19 protein-coding genes and 1 pseudogene are annotated in these 23,355 nt (G+C 61.4%); 11 read left to right on the forward strand and 9 right to left on the reverse strand.

Features of this window, described 5'->3' with window-relative positions; all coding sequences use genetic code 11:
• The first annotated feature begins 24 nt into the window (after positions 1 to 24).
• Positions 25 to 1,389, forward strand: coding sequence for a DNA recombination protein RmuC (locus BLV67_RS14020; RefSeq protein ID WP_163005473.1), 1,365 nt, complete (start codon positions 25 to 27; stop codon positions 1,387 to 1,389).
• A 61-nt stretch (positions 1,390 to 1,450) separates the two neighbouring features.
• Here the strand turns inward: BLV67_RS14020 and BLV67_RS14025 are convergent, their stop codons facing one another.
• From BLV67_RS14025 to BLV67_RS14035, 3 genes are all read right to left on the reverse strand, one after another.
• Positions 1,451 to 4,921 carry a hybrid sensor histidine kinase/response regulator gene (locus tag BLV67_RS14025; protein ID WP_069788070.1) on the reverse strand — a complete coding sequence of 1,157 codons (3,471 nt, stop codon included), beginning with the start codon at positions 4,919 to 4,921 and terminating at the stop codon, positions 1,451 to 1,453.
• Positions 4,922 to 5,040: 119 nt separating this feature from the next.
• Entirely contained in the window at positions 5,041 to 5,433 is a 393-nt protein-coding gene (locus BLV67_RS14030; RefSeq protein WP_170875837.1) for a YbaN family protein, read from the reverse strand.
• 11 nt (positions 5,434 to 5,444) lie between these two features.
• Positions 5,445 to 6,032, reverse strand: a complete 588-nt coding sequence (locus BLV67_RS14035; protein ID WP_017134909.1) for a UPF0149 family protein — start codon at positions 6,030 to 6,032, stop codon at positions 5,445 to 5,447.
• Between the two features lie 276 nt (positions 6,033 to 6,308).
• On the opposite strand from BLV67_RS14035, the gene recQ reads away from it, so the two are divergent.
• Together recQ and BLV67_RS14045 are read left to right on the forward strand one after the other, a co-directional pair.
• Positions 6,309 to 8,438, forward strand: a complete 2,130-nt coding sequence (gene recQ, locus BLV67_RS14040) for a DNA helicase RecQ (protein WP_065929768.1) — start codon at positions 6,309 to 6,311, stop codon at positions 8,436 to 8,438.
• Positions 8,439 to 8,559: 121 nt separating this feature from the next.
• A complete protein-coding gene (locus BLV67_RS14045; protein ID WP_056861440.1) occupies positions 8,560 to 8,994 on the forward strand; it encodes a MarR family transcriptional regulator in 435 nt (144 codons plus the stop codon).
• Between the two features lie 49 nt (positions 8,995 to 9,043).
• Here the strand turns inward: BLV67_RS14045 and BLV67_RS14050 are convergent, their stop codons facing one another.
• Positions 9,044 to 11,233, reverse strand: coding sequence for a patatin-like phospholipase family protein (locus BLV67_RS14050; RefSeq protein WP_069788071.1), 2,190 nt, complete (start codon positions 11,231 to 11,233; stop codon positions 9,044 to 9,046).
• Positions 11,234 to 11,317: 84 nt separating this feature from the next.
• Here BLV67_RS14050 and BLV67_RS14055 point away from each other — a divergent pair, with 84 nt between their 5' ends.
• Positions 11,318 to 11,605 carry an Rdx family protein gene (locus tag BLV67_RS14055; RefSeq protein WP_065929766.1) on the forward strand — a complete coding sequence of 96 codons (288 nt, stop codon included), beginning with the start codon at positions 11,318 to 11,320 and terminating at the stop codon, positions 11,603 to 11,605.
• Positions 11,606 to 11,608: 3 nt separating this feature from the next.
• Here BLV67_RS14055 and BLV67_RS14060 read toward each other — a convergent pair whose 3' ends face one another.
• Complete coding sequence (locus tag BLV67_RS14060) at positions 11,609 to 12,493, reverse strand: DMT family transporter (RefSeq protein ID WP_069788072.1); 885 nt, start codon at positions 12,491 to 12,493, stop codon at positions 11,609 to 11,611.
• A gap of 145 nt (positions 12,494 to 12,638) precedes the next feature.
• A pseudogene (locus tag BLV67_RS14065) lies at positions 12,639 to 12,935 on the reverse strand (cupin domain-containing protein); the annotation flags it as partial.
• Positions 12,936 to 13,073: 138 nt separating this feature from the next.
• Here BLV67_RS14065 and BLV67_RS14070 point away from each other — a divergent pair.
• Positions 13,074 to 13,883, forward strand: coding sequence for a UDP-2,3-diacylglucosamine diphosphatase (locus BLV67_RS14070; protein WP_065929763.1), 810 nt, complete (start codon positions 13,074 to 13,076; stop codon positions 13,881 to 13,883).
• 130 nt (positions 13,884 to 14,013) lie between these two features.
• Here the strand turns inward: BLV67_RS14070 and BLV67_RS14075 are convergent, their stop codons facing one another.
• The 3 genes from BLV67_RS14075 to phhA form a co-directional block, all read right to left on the reverse strand.
• Positions 14,014 to 15,207, reverse strand: coding sequence for an amino acid aminotransferase (locus BLV67_RS14075; RefSeq protein WP_069788074.1), 1,194 nt, complete (start codon positions 15,205 to 15,207; stop codon positions 14,014 to 14,016).
• A complete protein-coding gene (locus BLV67_RS14080; RefSeq protein ID WP_017134918.1) occupies positions 15,207 to 15,563 on the reverse strand; it encodes a 4a-hydroxytetrahydrobiopterin dehydratase in 357 nt (118 codons plus the stop codon). The genes BLV67_RS14075 and BLV67_RS14080 overlap by 1 nt, the downstream gene beginning before the upstream one ends.
• A 97-nt stretch (positions 15,564 to 15,660) precedes the next feature.
• Positions 15,661 to 16,467, reverse strand: coding sequence for a phenylalanine 4-monooxygenase (gene phhA / locus BLV67_RS14085; protein WP_017134919.1), 807 nt, complete (start codon positions 16,465 to 16,467; stop codon positions 15,661 to 15,663).
• Between the two features lie 257 nt (positions 16,468 to 16,724).
• On the opposite strand from phhA, the gene BLV67_RS14090 reads away from it, so the two are divergent.
• From BLV67_RS14090 to flgJ, 6 genes are all read left to right on the forward strand, one after another.
• Positions 16,725 to 18,287: a sigma-54-dependent transcriptional regulator gene (locus tag BLV67_RS14090; RefSeq protein ID WP_065929760.1), complete on the forward strand. Its 1,563-nt coding sequence runs from the start codon at positions 16,725 to 16,727 to the stop codon at positions 18,285 to 18,287.
• Between the two features lie 328 nt (positions 18,288 to 18,615).
• Positions 18,616 to 19,356: a flagellar basal body rod protein FlgF gene (locus BLV67_RS14095; protein ID WP_017134921.1), complete on the forward strand. Its 741-nt coding sequence runs from the start codon at positions 18,616 to 18,618 to the stop codon at positions 19,354 to 19,356.
• Between the two features lie 67 nt (positions 19,357 to 19,423).
• Entirely contained in the window at positions 19,424 to 20,209 is a 786-nt protein-coding gene (flgG, locus tag BLV67_RS14100) for a flagellar basal-body rod protein FlgG (protein WP_056859743.1), read from the forward strand.
• 53 nt (positions 20,210 to 20,262) lie between these two features.
• Positions 20,263 to 20,958 carry a flagellar basal body L-ring protein FlgH gene (flgH, locus tag BLV67_RS14105; RefSeq protein ID WP_056859744.1) on the forward strand — a complete coding sequence of 232 codons (696 nt, stop codon included), beginning with the start codon at positions 20,263 to 20,265 and terminating at the stop codon, positions 20,956 to 20,958.
• A 27-nt stretch (positions 20,959 to 20,985) separates the two neighbouring features.
• A complete protein-coding gene (locus BLV67_RS14110; protein ID WP_225933067.1) occupies positions 20,986 to 22,074 on the forward strand; it encodes a flagellar basal body P-ring protein FlgI in 1,089 nt (362 codons plus the stop codon).
• A 4-nt stretch (positions 22,075 to 22,078) separates the two neighbouring features.
• A complete protein-coding gene (gene flgJ, locus BLV67_RS14115) occupies positions 22,079 to 23,350 on the forward strand; it encodes a flagellar assembly peptidoglycan hydrolase FlgJ (RefSeq protein WP_069788075.1) in 1,272 nt (423 codons plus the stop codon).
• Positions 23,351 to 23,355: the final 5 nt, after the last annotated feature.

A 23,355-nucleotide genomic window follows, 5' to 3' on the forward strand; every position in this document is an offset into this window, starting at 1 on the left:
ACCGCGCGCATGACCGGCTGGGAGCTGCTCGAAGAGCGCCTGGCGACCGCGCAACTGGCCCAGGAAGGGCTGGCGGCGCAACTGGATGCCAGCCGCGATGAAATCAGCGACCTCAGCCAGGCCAATGCCGCGAAACAGGCCGACCTGGCCGCCATGCGCCGCGAAGTCGAACTGCTGCAAATCGACCGCGATAACGCCCGCGACGCCGCTCACGCCTGGAACCTCGACCGCAGCGCCAAGGAAACCGAGCTGCGCCGCCTTGATGCGCTGTCAGCCGCCTTGCGCGCCGAATTGCGTGAACAACAGGACAGCCATCAACAACGCCTCGCCGACCTGCAAGGTTCGCGCGATGAGCTGCGCGCGCAGTTTGCCGAGCTGGCCGGGAAGATCTTCGATGAGCGCGAGCAGCGTTTCGCCGAAACCAGCCAGGAACGCCTGGGCCAATTGCTTGACCCATTGAAGGAACGCATCCAGTCCTTCGAAAAGCGGGTGGAAGAAAGCTATCAGAACGAAGCCCGCGAGCGTTTTTCCCTGGCCAAAGAGCTTGAGCGTCTGCAGCAATTGAACCTGCGCCTGTCGGACGAAGCCACCAACCTGACCCGCGCCCTCAAGGGCCAGAAAACCCAGGGTAACTGGGGCGAACTGATTCTTGAGCGGGTGCTGGAGCATGCGGGGCTGGAGAAGGGCCGCGAGTACCAGACCCAGGTGAGCCTCAAAGGGCCGGACGGCGAGCGCTTCCAGCCGGATGTGCTGATCATGTTGCCGGGCGACAAGCAGGTGGTAGTCGACTCCAAGGTCAGCCTCACGGCGTATCAGCAATACGTCGCGGCGGATGATGAGGTGATTGGCCAGGCGGCCCTTAAGCAGCATGTATTGTCCCTGCGTAACCACGTCAAAGGCTTGGCCGGCAAGGATTACAAGCGCCTGGAAGGGCTGCACAGCCTGGATTTCGTGTTGCTGTTTGTGCCCATCGAGGCCGCATTTTCCGCTGCCCTGCAGGCCGAGCCGAACCTGTTCCAGGAAGCGTTCGACCGCCATATCGTGATTGTCAGCCCCACTACCTTGCTCGCCACCCTGCGGGTGATCGACAGCCTGTGGAAGCAGGAGCGCCAAAGCCAGAATGCGCGGGAAATCGCCGAAAGGGCCGGCTGGCTGTACGACAAGTTCGTGCTGTTTATCCAGGACCTGGACGAAGTGGGCAACCGTCTGCAACAGTTGGATAAGGCTTACAGCGCAGCGCGTAACAAGCTGACAGATGGGCGGGGGAATCTGGTCAGCCGTACCGAGCAATTGCGGTTGCTGGGCGCGCGCGCGAGCAAAAGCCTGCCGGCGGATTTGCTTGAACGCGCAATGACCGATTCAGACGGCGTGGCGCATCTGCCTGAGTAAATGCAATCCGAAATGTGGGAGCGGGCAAGCCCGCTCCCACATTTTTGACCGAGTACACTGTTTAAAGCGGCAAATGCCGACTCAACAACGCCCGCAACGCCGCCGGTTTCACCGGCTTGGCCAGGTAATCCAACCCCGCCGCGTGTACCTCGGCGACCATCTCCGGTCGCCCATCGGCACTGATCACCACCCCGGGAATCGGCTCCGCCAACTGCGCCCGTAGCCAGCCCATCAGCTCCGTGCCCGTCTCGCCGTGGTCCAGGTGGTAATCCACCAATGCCAGTTGCGGGCGCACTCCCTCGGCCAGCAGCGCCGCGCATTGCGCCTGGTCGGTGGCGGTCCACACTTCGCAGCCCCAGCGCGTCAGCAGGCTGCGCATGCCGATCAGGATGCTTTCTTCGTTGTCCACGCACAGCACCTGCGCGCCGCTTAATGGCAGCCCATTGTCTGGCGCGATCTTGACCGGCGGGCTGGCCTGGTTGCGCGCCAGCGGCACGCGCACGCTGAACACGCTGCCTTGGCCCGGCCACGAGCGCACGCTCAACGTATGCCCGAGCACGCGGCACAGGCCGTCAGCGATGGCCAGGCCCAGGCCCAGGCCTTTCTCGGCACGGGTCTGGTGGCTGTCCAGGCGCTTGAACTCTTCGAAGATGACCTTCTGTTTATCCAGCGGAATGCCAGGGCCACGGTCCCACACTTCCAGGCACAGTTCGCCTTTGCGCCTGCGCACGCCCAGCAACACGGGGCCGTCGGCATAGCGGAACGCATTGGTGAGAAAGTTCTGCAGAATCCGCCTGAGCAGCTTGATGTCGCTGTCCACCCGCAACCGGCTGCCGCGCAAACGAAAACGCAGGCCCTGCTCCTGAGCCAGCGCCTTGAATTCGGCGCCGAGGGTGTCGAACAGCTCGTTGAGCACAAAGGGCTGGCGCTGCGGGTTAATCTTGCCGTTTTCCAGGCGGGAGATATCCAGCAAATCACTGATCAAGTCTTCGGCCGAACGCAGCGAACTGTCCAAGTGCTGCACCAATTGCCGGGCCTCGGCAGACAAGCCGTCGTGCTGGTGGGAGAGGGCGGCGGAGAACAGGCGTGCGGCGTTCAAGGGTTGCATCAGGTCGTGGCTGACAGCCGCAAGGAAGCGGGTCTTCGACTGGCTGGCGGATTCGGCCACGCCCTTGGCATCGGTCAGTGCAACATTGAGCTGAGACAGTTCATGGGTGCGCTCGGTTACCCGTTGCTCAAGGCCTTCGTTGGCTTCGGTCAGCGCCTGCTCGGCTTCACGGAACGCTGTGATGTCGGTAAAGCTCATGACAAACCCACCGCCAGGCATCGGGTTGCCGATCAGCTCGATCACGCGGCCATTCGGGAATAAACGCTCGGAAGTGTGTGCGCGGCCCTGGCGCATCCAGTGCAGGCGGCGTGCTACATGCACCTGGGCTTCACCCGGCCCGCACAGGCCGCGCTCGGCGTTGTAGCGAATGATGTCGGCAATCGGCCGACCCACGCTGATCAGGCCTTCAGGGTAGTTGAACAGCTCAAGATAGCGGCGGTTCCAGGCCACCAGCTTGAGGGACTGGTCGACCACACTGATGCCCTGGGTGATGTTTTCGATCGCGCCTTGCAGCAACGCGCGGTTGAACTGCAACACCTCGGAGGCTTCGTCGGCGATGCGTACTACGTCCTCCAGCTGCATTTCCCGACCTTCAATCGCGGCTTTTACCACGGCGCGTGTCGAAGAGGCGCCGAGCACACCGGCCAGCAAGCGTTCGGTGTGGGCGATCCAGTCATTGTCGGCATTCTGGTTCGGGTTGAAGCCTTTGCCTTGGCGATAGGCGAAACGGATAAAGCTCTGCTGGGCGCGTTCCTCGCCGACAAAACGTGCGGCGAGGCTGAGCAGGTCGCTGATCTGCACCGACAGCATCGAGCGCGCATTGGCGCGCTGGCTGATTTCCTGGCCGATAAAGCGCCCGGCCTGCCAATGCTCGGACACCCGTGTGCGCGACAGCATCGACACCCACACAAACAGCGTGAAGTTGCCCGCCAGGGAAAACACAGTGCCCAGAGTCAGCGAGGTGACGGTGAAACCAAAGGGGTGCGAATGCATCCACGTCAGGCCGGGGAAAAGGCTCAACGACCAGCCCAGGCTTTTCGCCGTCACCGGTAGGACCAAGGTGTAGAACCACAGGAAAGTGCCCGCCGCCAAACCGGCAAACACGCCGCGTCGGTTGGCCTGCTTCCAATACAATGCGCCGAGCATCGCAGGTGCCAGTTGGGTGACGGCGGCGAACGCGATCTGGCCGATGGTCGCCAGGCTCGCGCTGGAGCCGAGCAGGCGGTAACTCACGTAGGCGAGCAACAGGATGATCACAATGCTGACCCGGCGCACCGACAGCATCCAGTGGCGGAACACTTCGAACGGCCGCTCGGCGCTGGAGCGGCGCAGCAGCCACGGCAGCAACATGTCGTTGGAGACCATGGTCGACAAGGCAATGCTCGCCACAATCACCATGCCGGTTGCCGCCGAAGCACCGCCGATAAACGCCAGCACGGCAAGGGCCGGGTGCGCTTCGGCCATGGGCAGGCTGATCACGTAGGAGTCCGGCAATACCGAGGCGGGCAAAAGCATTTTGCCGCCGAGGGCGATAGGGATGACGAACAACGCGGCGAGGATCAGGTAGGCCGGGAACACCCATTTGGCCAGGCGCAAATCCTGCGGGTCGATGTTCTCTACCACCGTAACGTGAAACTGTCGGGGCAGGCAGATGATGGCCATCATCGCTACGCCGGTCTGCACCACCATCGACGGCCAGTTGATGGTTTCTGTCCAGTATTCTTCAAGGCGCGGGGCGAGCATGGCCTGGCTGAACAGATCGCCGAAACCGTCGTACAGGCCGAAGGTCACGAATGCGCCCACCGCCAGAAAGGCGAACAGCTTGACCAGGGATTCAAACGCAATCGCCAGCACCATGCCGCGGTGGTGTTCGGTGGCATCCAGGTTACGGGTACCGAACACAATGGTGAACAGCGCCAATACCAGCGACACGATCAATGCGGTGTCCTGGGCGCGGGTGCCGGTGGTGTCGGGGCCGGAGCCGATCAACAGGTTCACGCCCAGCACGATGCCTTTGAGTTGCAGGGCGATATAGGGCAGCACGCCGACCAGGCAGATCAGTGCCACCACCACGGCCAGTGATTGGGATTTGCCGTAGCGTGCGGCGATAAAGTCGGCAATGGAGGTGATGTTTTCCTGCTTGCTGATCAGGATCATCTTCTGCAGCACCCAGGGTGCCAGCACCAGCAGCAGCACAGGTCCCAGGTAGATCGGTAAAAACGCCCACAGCTGCTCGGCGGCCTGGCCTACGGCGCCGAAGAAGGTCCAGCTGGTGCAGTAAACGGCCAGCGACAGGCTGTATACCCAGGCACGCATTCGCGGCGGCAACGGCGCGTGGCGGCGATCGCCGTAAAAGGCGATGGCGAACATAATGGCCATATAGGCCAGGGCAACGGCGGCGATCAGCCCGCTGGACAGCGTCATGGTAACTCCGAGCATAAGAACACCCGGGCATTCCGAGCCCGGTGGGACAGTCTCGCATGATGCCGGGGGTTAGTCAGTGTCGACCAAGGTCGTGTGGGATCGAATGTCGCAGTGCGTGTTTATCGCGGTGGCAGGGTTTTCTGGCGCAAGATGTAAACGGTTACCAGCACCGCACTGGTCAGCATAAACCCGCGTGCCCAAGGCAGCGGCACCAGGTAGCAGGAAAAACCAATGCTCAGCCACATCAAACCGATGGCGTAGACCTTGCCCTTGAGCGGAATGCCATTGCCGTCCAGATAGTCTCGAATCCATGGCCCCAGGCGCGGGTGTTCCACCAGCCATTGGTAGAAACGCGGGGAGCTTCGCGCGAAGCAGGCGGCGGCGAGCAGCAGGAAGGGGGTGGTCGGCAATACCGGCAGGAAGATACCGATCACGCCGAGCGCTACGCTCAGCCAGCCGATGGCCAGCAGCACGTAGCGCAGGAGCAGTGAGCGCTTGCCCATGGGCGTCATGGGCAAACGACTCAGTGGTGACGTGGCTTGAGGATCGCCGGTTTTTCGTCAGGCGCGTTGCACAGCAGGTACAAGGCGGTGAGGGCTTCCGGGATCTGTACGATCATGTCGTCCATCAGGTTGGCATCGGCGGCGATGTCGGAGAATTCCGGCTGGTCGTCAAACAGGCCCGAACCGACCATGATCGGCAGCAGCATTTCGCTGACTTCTTCCTCGGCAGTTTCGAACCAGGCGGCTTCGCGCAGGAACACGCCTTCCATGAAGCCGATGCACCAGCCGCGCAGGTCGGAGTCATCCGGCTCTTCGCCCAGGTCCAGCTCGCATGGCAGCTCGAATTCCTCATCGGAAGCCAGCTGGCGACCAATGTGGGCCTTGAGGGCCAGCAGGGTCGATTCGATTTCTTCGCGTTGGGCGGCGTCGGCGTAGTGTGGTTCTTCGGCGAACAGCGCGTCGATCCATTCACGGTCGGGTACGACGTCGGCGCAGATCGACAGGGCGGTCAGGTAGCCGTGAGCGGCCACGTAGTCCAGCGCCTCGTCATGCAGCTCATCGGCGTCGAGGAAGGCTTGCAGGCGGGTTAGTTGCTCAGCGAAGGACATTGAAGGGCTACCTTGGGAATAAACGATGCGCAATTCTAGGCTTTCTTGAGCCTTCCGGCCAGCTGCAAGGCATATTTGCCGGGTTCTGGAGCGGGATGACTATTCGTCAGTGACGCCCTTTGCCGGGTAACGCTCGGGTATACTGCCGCGTTTTGTGATGCCCCTGCAGGCCAAACGCCAATCCGCGAAAACTTCGCTTACGGATTATTTCCCGTGATGCGGTGTTTTTTCGGCCAGCCTGTACAGAGGGATTTCGGCACCATTTTGGAGTTTTACATGCTCGAGCAGGCTCAACGCGTCCTCAAGGACATCTTCGGCTACGACAGTTTTCGTGGCCGCCAGGGTGCGATCATTGAGCGCGTGGCCAGTGGTGGTGATGCCCTGGTCCTGATGCCTACCGGTGGCGGCAAGTCGCTGTGCTTCCAGGTCCCGGCGTTGTTGCGCAATGGCTTGGCCGTGGTGGTGTCGCCACTGATCGCGTTGATGGACGATCAGGTCGCCACCCTGGAAGAACTTGGTGTCGCCGCCGCTTCCTTGAACTCCACCTTGAGTGCCGAGCAGCAGCGCGAGCTGGCTGCGCGCATCAAGCGCGGTGAAGTGAAAATGCTCTACCTGGCGCCTGAGCGGTTGGTGCAGCCGCGCATGCTGGCCTTCCTGCAAAGCCTGGAAATTGCGCTGTTCGCCATCGACGAAGCCCATTGCGTGTCGCAATGGGGCCACGATTTCCGCCGCGAATACCTGCAACTGGGCCAACTGGCGGAACTGTTCCCCGACGTGCCGCGCATCGCCCTGACCGCCACCGCCGACAAGCGCACCCGCGAAGAAATCGTTGAGCGCCTGCACCTGCAAAACGCCGAACGCTTCCTGTCGAGCTTCGACCGGCCGAATATTTTTTACCGCATCGTGCCCAAGGAACAGCCGCGCAAACAGTTGCTGGCGTTCCTGTCCGAGCGGCGCAGCGACGCAGGCATCGTGTATTGCCTGTCGCGCAAGAAGGTCGATGAAGTGGCTGCGTTTCTCTGTGAGCAAGGCTACCCGGCGCTGCCGTATCACGCGGGCCTGCCCAATGACACGCGCTCTGCCCACCAGAAGCGCTTCCTCAACGAGGAAGGCCTGATCATGGTGGCGACCATCGCGTTCGGCATGGGCATCGATAAATCCAACGTGCGCTTTGTTGCGCATATGGACCTGCCAAAATCCCTTGAGGCCTACTACCAGGAAACCGGTCGCGCCGGCCGTGATGGCCTGCCGGCGGATGCCTGGATGGTCTACGGCCTGCAAGATGTGGTGATGCTCAAGCAGATGCTGCAGAACTCCGAAGGCGACGAGCGGCACAAGCGCCTGGAACAACACAAGCTCGATGCCATGCTTTCGCTGTGCGAGGAGACGCGCTGCCGCCGTCAGACGCTGCTGGCGTATTTCGACGAGGACATGCCCGAGCCATGCGGGCACTGCGATAACTGCACCGATGGCGTACAGACCTGGGATGCGACCGAGCCGGCGCGCCAGGCGTTGTCGACCATCTACCGTACCGGCCAGCGCTACGGCGTGGGGCACCTGGTGGACGTATTGCTGGGCAAGGACAACGAGAAAGTGCGCAGCTTCGGCCACGAAAAACTCTCGGTGTACGGCGTCGGCAAGGCGCGCGCCGAAGGCGAATGGCGTTCGTTGTTCCGGCAGATGGTCGCGCGCAACCTGGTGGACATCGACATCGAAGGTTACGGCGGCCTGCGCCTGAACGACAGTTGCCGGCCCTTGCTCAAGGGCGAGGTGAGCCTGGAGCTGCGCCGCGACCTTAAGCCGCAGACCACCGCCAAAAGCAGCAGCACCAGCCCGGCCAGCCAATTGGTGCGTGGCGAAGAACGCGAGCAGTGGGAAGCCTTGCGCACCCTGCGGCGCAAACTGGCGCAGGAACACAGTGTGCCGCCCTACGTCATCTTCCCCGACTCCACCTTGCTGGAGATGTTGCGCGAGCAGCCGACCAGCATGGCCGAGATGGCCAAGGTCAGCGGCGTCGGTGCGCGCAAGCTGGAACGCTACGGCCAGGCCTTCCTCGAAGTGCTCGGTGGCCAGGCCGAGGCGCCGAAGGAAGTCGCCGATATCCGCCATGAGCTGATCAGCCTGGCACGTGCCGGCATGACTCCGATCCAGATCGCCGGCCAACTGCAATGCTCGGAAAAAAACGTCTACACCTTGCTGGCTGAGTCCATCGGCAAACAGCAGTTATCGTTGGAGCAGGCCCTTGATTTACCGGAAGATCTGCTCGGTGAAATCCAGGATGCCTTCCTTGACGGAGAAGGCGAATTGCCACCGGTTACGGAGATCGCGCCGCTGTTTACCGGGCGTGTGCCTGAAGGTGTTTTGTATTGCGTACGTGCCGCTTTGCAGTCTGAATTCGAAATTTAGTGTGCCAATTACGACAATGTAACGAATCAGTCCATAGCGCCACTTGCCTCCTGGCATGGCTCATGCTTAGCTGACTAATAATTAGCCACATTTTATTTTCAGTCTAAATCATGAGTTTTTTATGCCGTTAACCGAACAACACCGCTTTGGCATGCAGTTGGCGCAAATGTCCCGAGGCTGGCGCGCCGAACTGGACCGCCGTTTGGCGGGGCTGGGTTTGTCCCAGGCGCGTTGGCTGGTGCTGTTGCATCTGGCCCGTTTTGTCGATGCACCCACCCAGCGTGAACTGGCGCAAAGCGTCGGCGTAGAAGGTCCGACCCTGGCACGCCTGCTCGACAGCCTGGAAGGCCAGGGCCTGGTGCAGCGCCAGGCGGTGCTGGAGGATCGTCGCGCCAAACGCATCCTGCTGTGCGACACCGCCCGCCCGTTGATCGACCAGATCGAAACCATCGCCACGGCCTTGCGCCATGAGCTGTTTGTGGGCGTGGATGAAGACGATTTGCGTGTGTGCATGCGCGTGCATGGGCACATTCTGGCGAACCTGGAAAAGTCCTGAGGTGTGGCGAGGGAGCTTGCTCCTTCGCCACCGTAAGCCTGGCATCCCGCTAGAACGTCTGCCCGAGGTTCAGGTACACCGCCTGCTGCTTGTCATCATTGAACCCATAGCTGAAGTTCAGCGGCCCCAACGGCGTATCAAAGCCGAGGAAAATACTCGCCGCATTGATATAGCCACTGTCGAACTGATTGTCGTTGTTCCACGCCCGGCCGCGCTCCAGCGAAGCCCCCAGGTACAGTGGAAAATCCAGCGGCAGGTACGAGCGCGGCGTCAGGCGGCGGTAGTACACGGCGCGCATCAGGGCGATGTTCTGCCCCGAGATTGAATCTTCGCGAAAGCCCGATAATTGCCGCGCACCGCCGAGCAGGAAGCTGGAAACCACCACGTCGGATTTATCCAGGGTGCGGCCATAACGACCACCGAGTATCAAGGTGTCCGGGCCGTGGCTCATGGCCTTGTCCAGCTTGAACTCCCACTGTCGGTAGCGCTGGTCCGAACCCAGGCCGGGTTCGAACTCGCGATAGGCCAGGCCGATGTCTTCACCGGAATGGGGGAAGTACACGTTATCCAGCGAATCGAACGAATACTTGAGTTCATAGAAACCCTCGCTGAAGCTGACACTCGGCAAGTCGCGCTCGCCAACACGCACATCCGCCTTGCCCCAGGCTTCGCCGACGCCGAAGCGGATCTCGCCGCTGTTGCCGATCTGGCGCCCCACGTTCAAACCAAAACCGTAGCGCTCCAGGCGGTATTCGGCGATAGGGTCGCTGTCCAGCACCAGGTCAACGTTCTGCGCCTGGGCACTGAGATAGGGCGCGACGAAGTAGCGTGAACCCACATCCAGTGGCTGGTAGAACTCGCTGTACAGCTCCTGGCGATCACCAATCTGCACGCGTGTCAGCCATTCGGCGCCGAGGCGGTTGATGCCGTTCATGCGGTAACTGGCGCCGAGGTTGTAGGCGCTTTCGCCGCGCATGTCATCCGACAGGCTCAGGCCCAGGCGCAAATAGTCGGTGCCGCTGCGTTTGCCGCGCGCGCTGATGACCAGGGTATTGTCCTGGCCCTTTTTCACCACGCGGTATTGCACCTGCTCGAAGTAATCGAGGCCATACAACGTGCCCATGTCGGTTTGCAGGCGGCCCAGGTTCAGCGGCTCGCCCAGGGTTTGGCGAATGTAGTAGCGAATCACGTCGTCACTGACTTTCGAGTCGTTTTCCACCTTGATGGCGGTGATCACCGGCGTGCGTTCACCCGGGGTGCGGGCCTCCACCAATTGCGCGTCGATCGGTTCGGCGGGGCGCAGATGCGCCAGGCGCACGTCGAGGGCGCGGGTGGCGCGGTAGCCGGCGTCGATCATGTCTTTGGCGCGGCCGAAGTCGGTCACGCCGTAGGCGGCCAGCGGCGGCTGGATCAACACATCCCTGGGATGCAGGGCCTTGAGTTGTTCTTCGGAGTTGCGCCGGGTCATCAGGGTGATGGACTGGTTGAGCACATCCACCACAGTAGCCAGTTGCTTGCGTGAGCGCAGCGGCGTGCCGATGTCCACGACGATGGCGATATCGACGCCCATTTCGCGCGCCACATCCAGCGGGATATTGTCGGTCATGCCGCCGTCCACCAGCAGCCGCCCGTCCAGCTCAACCGGGGCGAACACTGCCGGGATCGACATGCTCGCACGGATTACCTGGGGCAAGTGACCCTTGCTGAACACCACTTTTTCGCCGGTGGTGATGTCGGTGGCCACAGCGCGGAACGGGATTGGCAGCTTGTCGAAATTACGCGTATTGCTGGAGTGGGCGAACATGCTTTCCAGCAACAGCGCCAGGTTCTGGCCCTGGATCACGCCGAGCGGCAGGCCGAGGCTGCCGTCATCGCGGAAGCTGAGCTTCTGTTTGACGAGGAAGTCGCGGTCATCCTGTTTGCGCCGAAACGGCACGTCTTCGCGTGGCGGGGCGTCGGACAATGCCTGTTGCCAGTCGATATTGAGCGCGAGCTTTTCCAGTTCATCGATCTTGTAGCCCGAGGCGTACAGGCCGCCAATCACCGCGCCCATGCTGGTGCCGGCGATAGCATCGATATGGATACCTTGCTCCTCCAGGGCCTTGAGCACGCCAATATGCGCGAGGCCACGGGCGGCACCGCCGGACAGCACCAGGCCGATCTTGGGGCGTGGGCTTTCGACGGCATCGGCGATCAGGGGAAGCAGGCACAGAAACAGGCAGGACAACAGGCGGCGCATCATGAATCTCAAGGCTGGGCGATAAAGGCCGGTATTATAGTCATTCGATCGTCCGTGCCCGTTATGTCAGGAACTTCTCAATTTATGTCTGCCAGCAAACCCGAGATCGTCATTACCTATTGCACCCAATGCCAATGGCTGTTGCGCGCCGCGTGGCTGGCTCAGGAATTGTTGAGTACATTTGCCGATGACCTGTCCCGCGTGGCGCTGGAACCGGCCACCGGCGGGGCGTTTCGCATCACCTGCGACGGCGTGCAGATCTGGGAGCGCAAGGCCGACGGCGGGTTTCCGGAGGCCAAGGTGCTCAAACAGCGCGTGCGCGACCAGATCGACCCGCAGCGCGACCTGGGCCACAACGACCGCAAGGCCTGAAGGCTACGCGGTGGCTGCCGGCTGTTTGGCCTGGCTGGCGCTGCCCATTAAGCCTGAGAGCACGATGGCGACGATGATCAGCGCGCCGCCCAGCAGCATGCGCAAGGTCGGGGTTTCGGCGAACAGCAGCCAGGCCGCGGTGATGCCATAGACCGGCTCCATGGCGAACACCACGGACGCGGTGCGCGCCTTGATCACCGCGAGGCTGGCGACAAACAAGCTATGGGCCAGGCCGGTACAGAACACGCCGAGCAGCCCGATCCACAGCCAGTCAATCCCACGCACATCCGCCAGGCCTGGCGCTGCTACTGGCAGCAGGCAGGCTGCGACCACCACGTTCTGGCACAGCGCGGCCTGCACCGCCGGAATGTGCCCGGAGCTGGCGCGGTTGTTCAGCGACAGCAGCGAGAACAACAGGCCCGAAAGAATCCCCCACAACAGGCCCCCCGTGGCTTGGCTGGCGAGGTCGAAGTCTGGCGTCACCAACACCAGGCCCACCGTGACCAGCGCCACCAGCAACACCTCGTTGGCGCGGATGCGCTCGCGGAAGATCAGCCCTTCAAGTATCACGGTAAAGGCCGGGAACGCAGTGAAGCCCAGGGTGGCGACGGCCACCCCGGCGACTTTGACGGCAATGAAGAAGGTCACCCAATGTGCCGCCAGCAGCACGCCGCTGACGACGAGTCGACGCCAGTCGCGCATCTCCAGGGTTTTCCAGGTGGTGTTGCTGGCGAATCGCGCAAAAATCGCCAGGGCGATTACGGCAAAGGCGGCGCGGCCAAACACAATGATGGCCGGCGAGGCGGCCGCCAGTTTGCCGAAAACACCGGTGAGGCCAAACATCAGTGCGCCGATATGCAGGGCGCCAAGGGCTGAACGGGGAGTCATTGCGATCCTTGAACCAACGGGGTGACAGAATCGCAGTCTAGAGGCTTGAGGGCGCCGGTGTCTGTCGCAGACCTCGCGAATCTTAGCGACAGGCTCTTGTCAGCCCGAGCGACGCAACGTGCCCGGTGAGGCGCCAAACTCACGGAGCATGGCGTTCGATGTGCGCATTGAACGCCGAATACGGCAAACGCTTGCCCGGTATCGGTTGGGCCAGCGGATGATTGAGACTGGCCAGCACCAGGCAGCGGCTGCCGTCGCGACTGCCACAGGCATGGTGGGCCGAGAAGGGCAGCACCATCACGCTGCTGGCGTGCACCTGGCTGCCCTGGCCATCGACTTCCAGGTCCAGGTGCCCCGACAACCCGAACACCAACTGGGCGTGATCATGGCTGTGGGCGAGCGGTTCTTCGAGGTAGTGGCGCAGCGTGAGGGTCGGTCTCATCGCAGTCTCCTGGGCAGCAGGCCTGCAGTCTGCAACGCTTCTGAGGGCTGCGAGCGCTGTCATCAGACTGACGCACAGTTGTCATGGGCTATTAACCGCCTGGGCGCAAGCTCGCGAAAACACCGTCGAGGGATGCCCATGACCAGTGCCGAGTTCGTTAAACCCAGCCGCAAACAACGGGTTCGTACCCTGTGGATCTCCGACGTGCACTTGGGCACCCGGGATTGCCAGGCCGAGCACCTGTCGCAGTTCCTCAAGGGCTACCACGCCGACAAGGTCTACCTGGTGGGCGATATCATCGACGGCTGGAAAATGCGCGGCGGCATGTATTGGCCCCAGGCTCATACCAATGTGATCCGCCGCTTGCTCACCATGGCCAAGCGCGGCACCGAGGTGATCTACGTCACCGGCAACCACGACGAATTCCTGCGCCGCTACTCCAAGCTGATCCTGGGCAATATCCAGCTGGTGGACGAGGCCGTGCACGTCACTGCCGATGGCCGCCACCTGCTGGTGATTCACGGCGATCAATTTGATGTGATCACCCGATACCACCGTTGGCTGGCCTTCCTGGGCGATTCGGCCTACGAGTTCACCCTCACGCTCAACCGTTGGCTCAATCACTGGCGTGCGCGGTATGGCTATGGCTACTGGTCGTTGTCGGCGTACCTGAAGCACAAGGTCAAGACGGCGGTGAGTTTTATCAGCGATTTTGAAGAAGCGATCGCCCACGAAGTGACCAAGCGCGAGTTGCATGGCGTGGTGTGCGGGCATATTCACCATGCCGAGATTCGCAAGGTGGGCGAGGTGGACTACCTTAATTGCGGGGATTGGGTGGAGTCGTGCACCGCGTTGATCGAGCACTGGGATGGCAGTATCGAGTTGTATCGGTTGGCGGATGCGCAGGCCAAAGAGGCGCAGTTGAAGGCCGAGATGGTTGCGGGCTAGAAGGTTCGCACGGTCAAAAATGTGGGAGCTGGCTTGCCTGCGATGGCGGTTGTTCAGTCAGCTTATTCAGTGACTGACACTCCGTAATCGCAGGCAAGCCAGCTCCCACAATTTGATTGGATTTCTTCAGTTATTTCGAGACGTCGGCGATAGCCTCGGCCAGTAATGCCAGACGTGTGGCATCAATGCCGGCGACATTCGCCCGCCCTGAACTGACCATATACACGCTGTGCTTCTCACGCAGTTGCTTGACCTGTTCGGCACTCAAGCCGGTATAGGAAAACATCCCACGCTGCGCACCAATATGCGCAAACTTCTCGGCCAGCCCGTGGGGCGCCAGCGCCTCCACCAGCCCGGAGCGCAGTTGTGCAATGCGCGAACGCATGGCCTCGACTTCAGCGCTCCAGCGCTTTTTCAGCTCGGCGTCGCCCAGGATGGTCGCTACCACTGCGGCGCCATGATCCGGCGGCGTCGACCACAGGTTGCGCGCGATATTCGCCAGCTGGCTGCGCACGTCCGTGAGCTTCTCGGCGCTTGCCGCGCACACGATCAGCGCGCCGACACGGTCGCTGTACAGGCCGAAGTTCTTCGAGCAGGAACTGGTGACCAGCACCTCCGGCAGCTCGGCGGCAAATAACCGCACCGCCCAGGCATCCTGCTCCAGTCCGTCGCCAAAGCCCTGGTAGGCGAAGTCGATCAGTGGCAGTAACTGCCGTTCGCGCACGATGTGCAACACCTGGCGCCAGTCGTCCTGGGACAAGTCAAAACCGGTCGGGTTATGGCAGCAGGCATGCAACAACACCACGTCGCCCTTGGGCACGGTGGCAAGCGTTGCGAGCATCGCGCCCACGTCTAGGCGGTTATCCGCGCCCACATACGGGTAATGGCTGACCTTGAGCCCGGCCTTGGCGAAGATGGTTTCGTGGATCGGCCAGGTCGGGTCGCTCAGCCAAACGCCACGGCCGGGCAGGTTTTGCGCGATAAAATCCGCACTCAGGCGTAGCGCGCCGGTGCCGCCAGGGGTTTGCGTGGCACCGGCGCGACGCTCGCGAATCAGCGCTGAATCGGCACCCAGTACCAGTTGGCTGATCAGCGCACCGAAGGCCGCATTGCCGTGGCCGCCGATGTAGGTCTTGGTGGTTTGTGTGTCCACCAGACGCTGTTCGGCCAGTTTTACCGAGTGCGGAATCGGCGTCAGGCCCTGGTCGTCCTTGTAGACGCCCACGCCCAGGTCGAACTTGTTCGGGTTGGCGTCCTGGGCATACAGGTCCATCAGCCCGAGGATCGGGTCGCCGGGCACGCGGCCAATGGCATCAAAATGCATTACTTGCGGCCCTCGGCGTCTTTGGCCACTTCGTCAGTGCGCGCAGCCATGATGAAGTCGTTGCGGTGCAAGCCTTTGATCGAGTGGCTCCACCAGGTCACGGTGACTTTGCCCCACTCGGTCAAAAGGCCTGGGTGATGGCCTTCGGCTTCGGAGATTTCACCCATGGCGTTGGTAAAGGCCAGGGCGAATTTGAAGTTCTTGAACAGGAAAACCTTTTCCAGCTGCATCACGCCGTCGCGCACTTCGATGTTCCAGTCGGGGATCTGCTTGATCAGTACCGGCAGCTCTTCGTCGCTGACTTGTGGGGCATCGGCGCGGCAGGCTTCGCAATGGGCTTGGTTCAAGGTGGTCATGGAGGTGTCCTGAATTCGAATGATTGAGATCAGTGAGCGTTACCCTAAAGCAACGCGGGGCCAGGGAACAGATTCACCTGGCCTCAAATTGTAAGGTTCAAGCAGCTTCGGGTTTGGGCGGGACTGCCTTTGGGGTGAAGAGCGGCGCATGCAGACCCAGCTGCATACCGCGCTCGACCATGCCCATGATGTCTTCCTGCGCCACCTCAAACAGGCGCTTAAGCTCAGGCAATACGAAGTACAGCGGTTGCAGAATGTCGATGCGATACGGCGTACGCATGGCTTCCAGCGGGTCGAAGGCCTGGTGTTCGGGTTCATCCGACAGGCAATACACGCTTTCTTTAGGCGACGACAAGATGCCGCCACCGTAGATGCGTCGACCTTGCGGCGTGTCCACCAAACCGAATTCGATGGTCATCCAGTACAGGCGCGCCAGGTACACGCGTTGCTCTTTGGTGGCCGCGAGGCCGAGCTTGCCGTAAGTGTGGGTGAATTCGGCAAACCATGGGTTGGTCAGCAGCGGGCAGTGGCCAAAGATCTCGTGGAAAATATCCGGCTCTTGCAGGTAGTCCAGTTCTTCGCGGGTGCGAATAAAGGTCGCCACCGGAAATTGCTTGCTGGCGAGCAATTCAAAGAAGGTCTGGAAGGGGATCAGTGCGGGGACGCGGGCAACTTGCCAGCCGGTGGTTTCGGCCAACACCTTGTTGATCTCACCCAGTTGCGGGATGCGGTCCAGGGGCAGGCCGAGCTTGTCGATTCCGTCCAGGTATTCCTGGCAGGCGCGCCCCTCGATCACTTTCAATTGGCGGGTGATCAGGGTGTTCCACACCGCGTGTTCTTCCGGCGGGTAGTGGATAAAACCTTGCGCATCGGGCTCGCGGGCCACGTAGTGCGTCTGCTTCATACGGCTCTCCTGCTAGGCATTCGTTCTTGTTATGTCCTGCGATGAGCCTATTGATAACGCGGAAGGTGCCGGATTCCATCGGGGTCCGGCGCCTGCGCGTAGGAAAAGTTACCGTTATTCGTAAAGTTTTCGTTACGCTATGCCGACCTCTCGGTGTCTTGGGCTGGGAAAAGGTCACAAGCTGTCACATAATCTTGACGACTATCTGCGCTCAGCGGCAAAAAGCCCCGGCGCTTTCCCACCATTTGGGCTTTTTCATGCGTATTAAAGTGCACTGCCAGAACCGTATCGGCATCCTGCGGGACATTCTCAACTTGCTGGTGGAGTACGGCGTCAACGTCGCCAAAGGCGAGGTGGGCGGTGAACATGGCAACGCCATTTACCTGTTTTGCCCCAACCTTGTGAACATGCAGTTCCAGGCGCTGCGCCCGCAATTCGAAGCAATTGCCGGCGTTTTTGGGGTTAAAAGGGTAGGGCTGATGCCCAGCGAACGTCGGCATATGGAGCTCAATGCGCTGCTCGGCGCTCTGGAATTTCCGGTGTTGTCGATTGATATGGGCGGCTCTATCGTCGCCGCCAACCGCGCGGCGGCGCAGTTGCTCGGGGTGCGCGTGGACGAGGTGCCGGGCATTCCGCTGTCGCGTTATGCCGAGGATTTCGACCTGCCGGAGCTGGTGCGTGCGAGCAAATCGCGCATCAATGGCTTGCGGGTCAAGGTCAAGGGTGACGTGTTTTTGGCGGACATCGCGCCGCTGCAATCTTCCGAGCACGATGACAGCGAGGCCATGGCCGGCGCCGTGCTGACCCTGCACCGTGCCGACCGTGTGGGCGAGCGTATCTACAATGTGCGCAAGCAAGAGCTGCGCGGCTTCGACAGTATCTTCCAAAGCTCCAGGGTCATGGCCGCGGTGGTGCGCGAAGCCCGGCGCATGGCACCGCTGGATGCGCCGCTATTAATAGAAGGTGAAACCGGCACCGGCAAAGAGTTACTGGCACGCGCTTGCCACTTGGCCAGCCCGCGCGGGCAATCACCCTTGATGGCGCTCAATTGCGCGGGCCTGCCGGAGTCGATGGCCGAGACCGAGCTGTTCGGCTATGGCCCCGGCGCATTTGAAGGGGCGCGGGCCGAGGGCAAGCTGGGCCTGCTGGAACTGACGGCGGGCGGTACCTTGTTTCTCGATGGCGTGGGAGAAATGAGCGCACGCTTGCAGGTGAAATTGCTGCGCTTTTTGCAGGACGGCTGCTTTCGCCGGGTGGGCAGTGATGAAGAGGTGTACCTCGACGTGCGGGTGATCTGCGCCACCCAAGTGGACCTGTCGGAACTCTGCGCCCGTGGCGAATTCCGCCAGGACCTGTATCACCGGCTCAACGTGTTGTCGCTGCATATCCCGCCGCTGCGTGAATGCCTGGATGGCCTGGCGCCGCTGGTTGAGCATTTTCTTGACCAGGCCAGCCGACAGATTGGTTGCCCGCTGCCCAGGCTGGCACCGGCGGCGATGGATCGGCTCAGTCATTACCACTGGCCGGGCAATGTGCGGCAGTTGGAAAATGTGTTGTTTCAGGCGGTGTCGTTGTGCGACGGCGGCATGGTCAAGGCTGAACATATTCGCCTGCCGGATTATGGGGTGCGCCAGCCGCTTGGGGATTTTTCCCTGGAAGGCGGGTTGGAGAATATCGTTGGACGGTTTGAAAAGGCGGTGCTGGAGGCCTTGTACGCCGAGCACCCGAGCAGTCGGCAGCTGGGTAAGCGCCTGGGCGTGTCGCACACGACTATTGCCAATAAGTTGCGCGATTACGAAATCCTCAAGACCGATAAATAACCCGCTGACACACTGAGGTTAAAACTGTGGGAGCTGGCTTGCCTGCGATGACGGTGGGTCAGTTGGCTCATGTGTCACTGATACACCGCTATCGCAGGCAAGCCAGCTCCCACATTGGTTCTTTGTCATTTTCAAGGCCGGTGCTTGCCGCAGGCGGCAGTAGTCCGCCGTTTTTTCGACTCTATCCCTGCCACCTAATCTCTAAGCCTGCCCGCAAACCCGCGCCGCATATGGACTTCAATCTATTTTCAAAAGTTGGTTCGCAAATTGCTTAAGCCTCATCAGAGCAACGGTGGGCGGCAAGCGTCCGTCAGAAAGAGGATAGAGCGTGGACAAGTACCTTTATGTGGCAATGACCGGCGCCAGCCAGAATGCACTGGCGCAAAAGGCCCATGCCAACAATCTGGCGAACATTTCCACCAACGGTTTTCAACGGGACCTGGAGCAGGCGCGTTCGATGCCGGTGTTCGGTGACAGCTTTCCGGCGCGGGCATTTGCCATGACCGAACGGCCGGGCACCGACTTCTCCCAGGGCGCCATGATTGAAACCGGTCGCGACCTCGATGTGGCGGTCAGCGGTGACGGTTGGATGGCCGTGCAAACCCCGGATGGCGGCGAAGCCTACGTGCGCAGCGCCAGCATGAATGTGGATGCGCTGGGCGTGTTGCGTGCCGGCAACGGCATGCCGGTGATGGGCAACGGTGGCCCGATTGCCGTGCCGCCCGAGCAGAAAATCGAAGTGGGCGCCGACGGCACCATCAGCATCCGCGCCATGGGCGAAGGCCCACGCGTGATGGCTGAAGTGGACCGCATCAAGCTGGTTCAGCCGGACCTCAAGAACATGACCAAGGGCCTGGATGGCGCCATCCATACCAAGGATGGCAAACCGGCCCAGGCTGACGCGAACGTGCGGCTGACCTCGGGTTTCCTGCAGGCGAGCAACGTCAATGCGGTGGAAGAAATGACCGCCGTGCTGTCGCTCTCCAAGCAGTTCGAGCTGCACATCAAGATGATGAACAGCGCCAAAGAAGACGACCAGGCCATGACTCGCGTTCTGTCGATGAGCTGATCGCCGGTTCACTGAAGACTAATTTTGCAGCACAGCGCCAACAAACAGGCGCACGAAGGAGAACACTATGCTTCCGGCTCTATGGGTTGCCAAAACAGGTTTGGCCGCGCAGGACACCAACCTGACCACCATCTCCAACAACTTGGCGAACGTGTCGACCACGGGTTTCAAACGTGACCGCGCCGAGTTTCAGGACTTGCTCTATCAGATCAAGCGCCAGCCGGGCGCCCAGTCGACCCAGGACAGCGAATTGCCGTCGGGCCTGCAACTGGGTACCGGTGTGCAGATCGTCGGCACCCAGAAGAACTTCAGCGCCGGTAACCTGCAGCAAACCAACCAGCCGCTGGACATGGCCATCAATGGCCGGGGTTTCTTCCAGATCCTGCAGCCCGATGGCACTACGTCCTACACCCGTGACGGTACTTTCCACCTCGACTCCAATGGCCAGATCGTCACCGCCAACGGCTTCGCGCTGGAGCCGGCCGTTGTAGTGCCGGCCGATGCCAAGACCTTTACCGTCGGCACCGACGGCACCGTGTCCATCACTGTTGCCGGCAACCCGGCGTCGCAAGTGATCGGCAACCTGCAAACCGCCGACTTTATCAACCCGGCCGGCTTGCAGGCCATGGGTAACAACCTGTTCCTGGAAACCGCCTCCAGCGGCGCGCCGCAAATCGGCACCCCAGGTCTCAACGGCTTCGGTACCACCCTGCAACAAACCCTGGAAACCTCCAACGTCAGCACGGTTGAGGAGATGGTCAACATGATCACCACCCAGCGCGCCTACGAGATGAACTCCAAGGTGATTTCCACCGCCGACCAGATGCTTTCGTTCGTAACGCAGAATCTGTAATCAAGTCTATGGGGCGCCTTCTGCGGCGCCTGCAACACCGTGAGGTAAGGGTCATGAATCGCTATGTTTCTGTTCTGGCATTGAGTGGGATCGCCGTGCTCGCGGGCTGTGTCGCCCCGTCGCCAAAGCCCAATGACCCGTACTACGCGCCGGTGCTGCCGCGCACGCCGTTGCCGGCGGCGGCCAACAATGGCTCGATCTACCAGGCCGGTTTCGAACAGAACCTGTACAGCGACCGCAAGGCCTTCCGGGTGGGTGACATCATCACCATCACCCTGAACGAGAAGACCCAGGCCAGCAAAAACGCCAACTCGCAGATCGGCAAGACCAGCAAGACCGGCATCGGCCTGACTTCGCTGTTTGGTGGCGGCCTGACCACCAATAACCCTTTGGGCGATGGCGACCTGAGCCTCAATGCCGGTTACAGCGGTGACCGTGCTACCAACGGCAAGAGCGCGGCAGGGCAGGGCAACAGCCTGACCGGTTCGATCACCGTGACGGTGGCGGATGTATTGCCCAACGGCATTATCGCCGTGCGCGGTGAAAAGTGGATGACCCTCAACACCGGCGACGAGCTGGTGCGTATCGCGGGCATGGTGCGTGCCGATGATATCTCCACCGACAACACCGTGCCGTCGACGCGCATTGCCGATGCACGCATTACCTACTCGGGTACGGGTTCGTTTGCTGATGCGAGTCAGCCGGGCTGGTTCGACCGTTTCTTCCTTAGCCCGCTGTTCCCTTTCTAGGTGGCCACTTTGAACCTCAAACAGCTGATGGCTGCCGCGTTATTGCTGGCCTTGAGCGCAGGGGCACACGCTGAGCGGTTGAAAGACATCGCCAGCATTTCCGGCGTGCGCTCCAACCAATTGATCGGCTACGGCCTGGTGGTGGGGCTCAATGGTACGGGTGACCAGACCACCCAGACCCCGTTCACCCTGCAAACCTTCAACAACATGCTCTCGCAGTTCGGCATCAAGGTGCCGCCTGGGTCGGGCAACGTGCAGCTCAAGAACGTCGCGGCCGTGTCGATCAGTGCCGATTTGCCGGCGTTCTCCAAGCCGGGCCAGGTGGTGGACATCACCGTGTCGTCCATCGGTAACTCGAAAAGCCTGCGTGGCGGCACCTTGCTGATGACGCCGCTCAAAGGTATCGACGGCAACGTCTACGCCATCGCCCAGGGCAACCTGGTGGTCGGCGGTTTTGACGCCGAGGGCCGTGACGGCTCGAAGATCACTGTTAACGTGCCATCGGCCGGTCGCATTCCCGGTGGCGCCACGGTTGAACGCACCGTGCCCAGCGGTTTCAACCAGGGCAACAGCCTGACCCTGAACCTCAACCGTTCGGACTTCACCACCGCCAAGCGCGTGGTCGACAAGATCAACGACATGCTCGGCCCTGGCGTGGCACAAGCCATCGACGGCGGCTCGATCCGTGTGACGGCGCCGCTCGACCCAAGCCAGCGTGTCGACTACCTGTCGATCCTGGAAAACCTTGAGGTCGACCCGGGCCAGGCGGTGGCCAAAGTCATCATTAACTCGCGCACCGGCACCATCGTGATCGGTCAGAACGTCAAGGTCTCGCCGGCGGCAGTGACCCACGGCAGCCTGACCGTGACCATCACCGAAGACCCGATCGTCAGCCAGCCCGGGCCGCTGTCCAATGGTCAGACGGCAGTGGTACCGCGCTCGCGGGTCAATGCCCAGCAAGAAGCCAAGCCGATGTTCAAATTCGGCCCCGGCACCACCCTGGACGAGATTGTCCGTGCGGTGAACCAGGTGGGCGCAGCGCCCGGCGACTTGATGGCGATTCTCGAAGCTTTGAAACAGGCCGGCGCCTTGCAAGCCGACCTGATCGTGATCTAAGGCCATGGCCATGGATATGCACAAAAGCGGGTTCACCAGCACGGCGGATTCGGGGTCTTATTCCGACCTCAACCGGCTGAACCAGCTCAAGGTCGGCGCCGACAAGAACAGCGAAGGCAACATGCGCAAAGTGGCGCAGGAGTTCGAGTCGCTGTTCCTGAGCGAGATGCTCAAGTCCATGCGTTCGGCCACTGAGGCCCTGGGCAAGGACAACCCGCTGAACACCCCGGCTGCCAAGCAGTACCAGGAAATGTATGACCAGCAGTTGGCGGTCTCGATGTCCCGTGAAGGCGGTGGTATCGGTTTGGCTGACGTGCTGATGCGCCAGATGCAGAAGAACAAGCCGGTTGAGGCGCAGTCCTCCACCTTGCAAGGCCCGGCGGCGGCCGAGCCGGTCAAGGCCAGGAAGGTTGATGTGCCGACCGAAATTGCCGCCGGTACCCAGGCGAATGGCCCGTTGGGGCGCTCCAATGGCCAGCGGCCGTTGTGGGCTTACCGCGTTGCGGAGCCGCAAGGTACCAGCGCACACACCAACGACATGGAGCTGATGAACCAGCGTCGCATGGCGTTGCCGAGCAAACTGACCGATCGCCTGCTGGCCGGCATCGTGCCGAGTACCCAGCCCGCTACGCAGGGCGCGAGTGCGCCACTGCGTAACAGCGCCGCCACCGATAACGTGGTTAACAGCGCCGCGCGCAACTTTGCCGTGCCGAGCGGACGCATGCAGGTTTATGGCCGCGCAATTGCCCAGCCACCGCTGGCACCGGCGAAAAAAGCCTTCAGCTCGCAGGACGAATTTGTCGCCACCATGCTGCCGATGGCCAAGGCGGCCGCAGCGCGCATCGGGGTCGATCCCAAGTATCTGGTGGCCCAGGCCGCGTTGGAAACCGGTTGGGGTAAATCGGTGATGCGCGCCGAGGACGGCAGCAGCAGCCACAACCTGTTCGGCATCAAGGCCGGGCAGAGTTGGCAGGGCGGCCAGGCGCGTGCAATCACCAGCGAGTTTCGTGCAGGGGCGATGGTCAAGGAAACGGCGCAATTTCGTTCCTATAACTCCTACCAGGACAGCTTCCACGACCTCGTAACATTGCTGCAAAGCAATGATCGCTATAAAGAAGTTGTGAAATCAGCCGACAACCCGGAACAGTTTGTACGCGAGTTGCAAAAAGCCGGATATGCAACCGACCCGGACTACGCCAGCAAGATTTCGCAGATCGCCAAAACGATGAACAGTTACCAGAACTTCGCTGCCGCTGGCGCAACCACACATTTATAAGGTCT

This window comes from Pseudomonas salomonii, assembly GCF_900107155.1.
GTDB lineage: Bacteria > Pseudomonadota > Gammaproteobacteria > Pseudomonadales > Pseudomonadaceae > Aquipseudomonas > Aquipseudomonas salomonii.

What these genes read in the sequence shown, in the direction of transcription:
- BLV67_RS14060 (WP_069788072.1), bottom strand. Translation starts at nt 12,493, where the DNA reads ATGACTCCCCGTTCAGCCCTTGGCGCCCTGCATATCGGCGCACTGATG.
- BLV67_RS14070 (WP_065929763.1), top strand. Translation starts at nt 13,074, where the DNA reads ATGACCAGTGCCGAGTTCGTTAAACCCAGCCGCAAACAACGGGTTCGT.
- BLV67_RS14080 (WP_017134918.1), bottom strand. Translation starts at nt 15,563, where the DNA reads ATGACCACCTTGAACCAAGCCCATTGCGAAGCCTGCCGCGCCGATGCC.
- phhA (WP_017134919.1), bottom strand. Translation starts at nt 16,467, where the DNA reads ATGAAGCAGACGCACTACGTGGCCCGCGAGCCCGATGCGCAAGGTTTT.
- flgJ (WP_069788075.1), top strand. Translation starts at nt 22,079, where the DNA reads ATGGCCATGGATATGCACAAAAGCGGGTTCACCAGCACGGCGGATTCG.
- BLV67_RS14055 (WP_065929766.1), top strand. Translation starts at nt 11,318, where the DNA reads ATGTCTGCCAGCAAACCCGAGATCGTCATTACCTATTGCACCCAATGC.
- flgG (WP_056859743.1), top strand. Translation starts at nt 19,424, where the DNA reads ATGCTTCCGGCTCTATGGGTTGCCAAAACAGGTTTGGCCGCGCAGGAC.
- BLV67_RS14045 (WP_056861440.1), top strand. Translation starts at nt 8,560, where the DNA reads ATGCCGTTAACCGAACAACACCGCTTTGGCATGCAGTTGGCGCAAATG.
- BLV67_RS14090 (WP_065929760.1), top strand. Translation starts at nt 16,725, where the DNA reads ATGCGTATTAAAGTGCACTGCCAGAACCGTATCGGCATCCTGCGGGAC.
- BLV67_RS14030 (WP_170875837.1), bottom strand. Translation starts at nt 5,433, where the DNA reads ATGACGCCCATGGGCAAGCGCTCACTGCTCCTGCGCTACGTGCTGCTG.
- flgH (WP_056859744.1), top strand. Translation starts at nt 20,263, where the DNA reads ATGAATCGCTATGTTTCTGTTCTGGCATTGAGTGGGATCGCCGTGCTC.
- BLV67_RS14035 (WP_017134909.1), bottom strand. Translation starts at nt 6,032, where the DNA reads ATGTCCTTCGCTGAGCAACTAACCCGCCTGCAAGCCTTCCTCGACGCC.
- BLV67_RS14075 (WP_069788074.1), bottom strand. Translation starts at nt 15,207, where the DNA reads ATGCATTTTGATGCCATTGGCCGCGTGCCCGGCGACCCGATCCTCGGG.
- BLV67_RS14025 (WP_069788070.1), bottom strand. Translation starts at nt 4,921, where the DNA reads ATGACGCTGTCCAGCGGGCTGATCGCCGCCGTTGCCCTGGCCTATATG.
- BLV67_RS14110 (WP_225933067.1), top strand. Translation starts at nt 20,986, where the DNA reads ATGGCTGCCGCGTTATTGCTGGCCTTGAGCGCAGGGGCACACGCTGAG.
- BLV67_RS14050 (WP_069788071.1), bottom strand. Translation starts at nt 11,233, where the DNA reads ATGCGCCGCCTGTTGTCCTGCCTGTTTCTGTGCCTGCTTCCCCTGATC.
- recQ (WP_065929768.1), top strand. Translation starts at nt 6,309, where the DNA reads ATGCTCGAGCAGGCTCAACGCGTCCTCAAGGACATCTTCGGCTACGAC.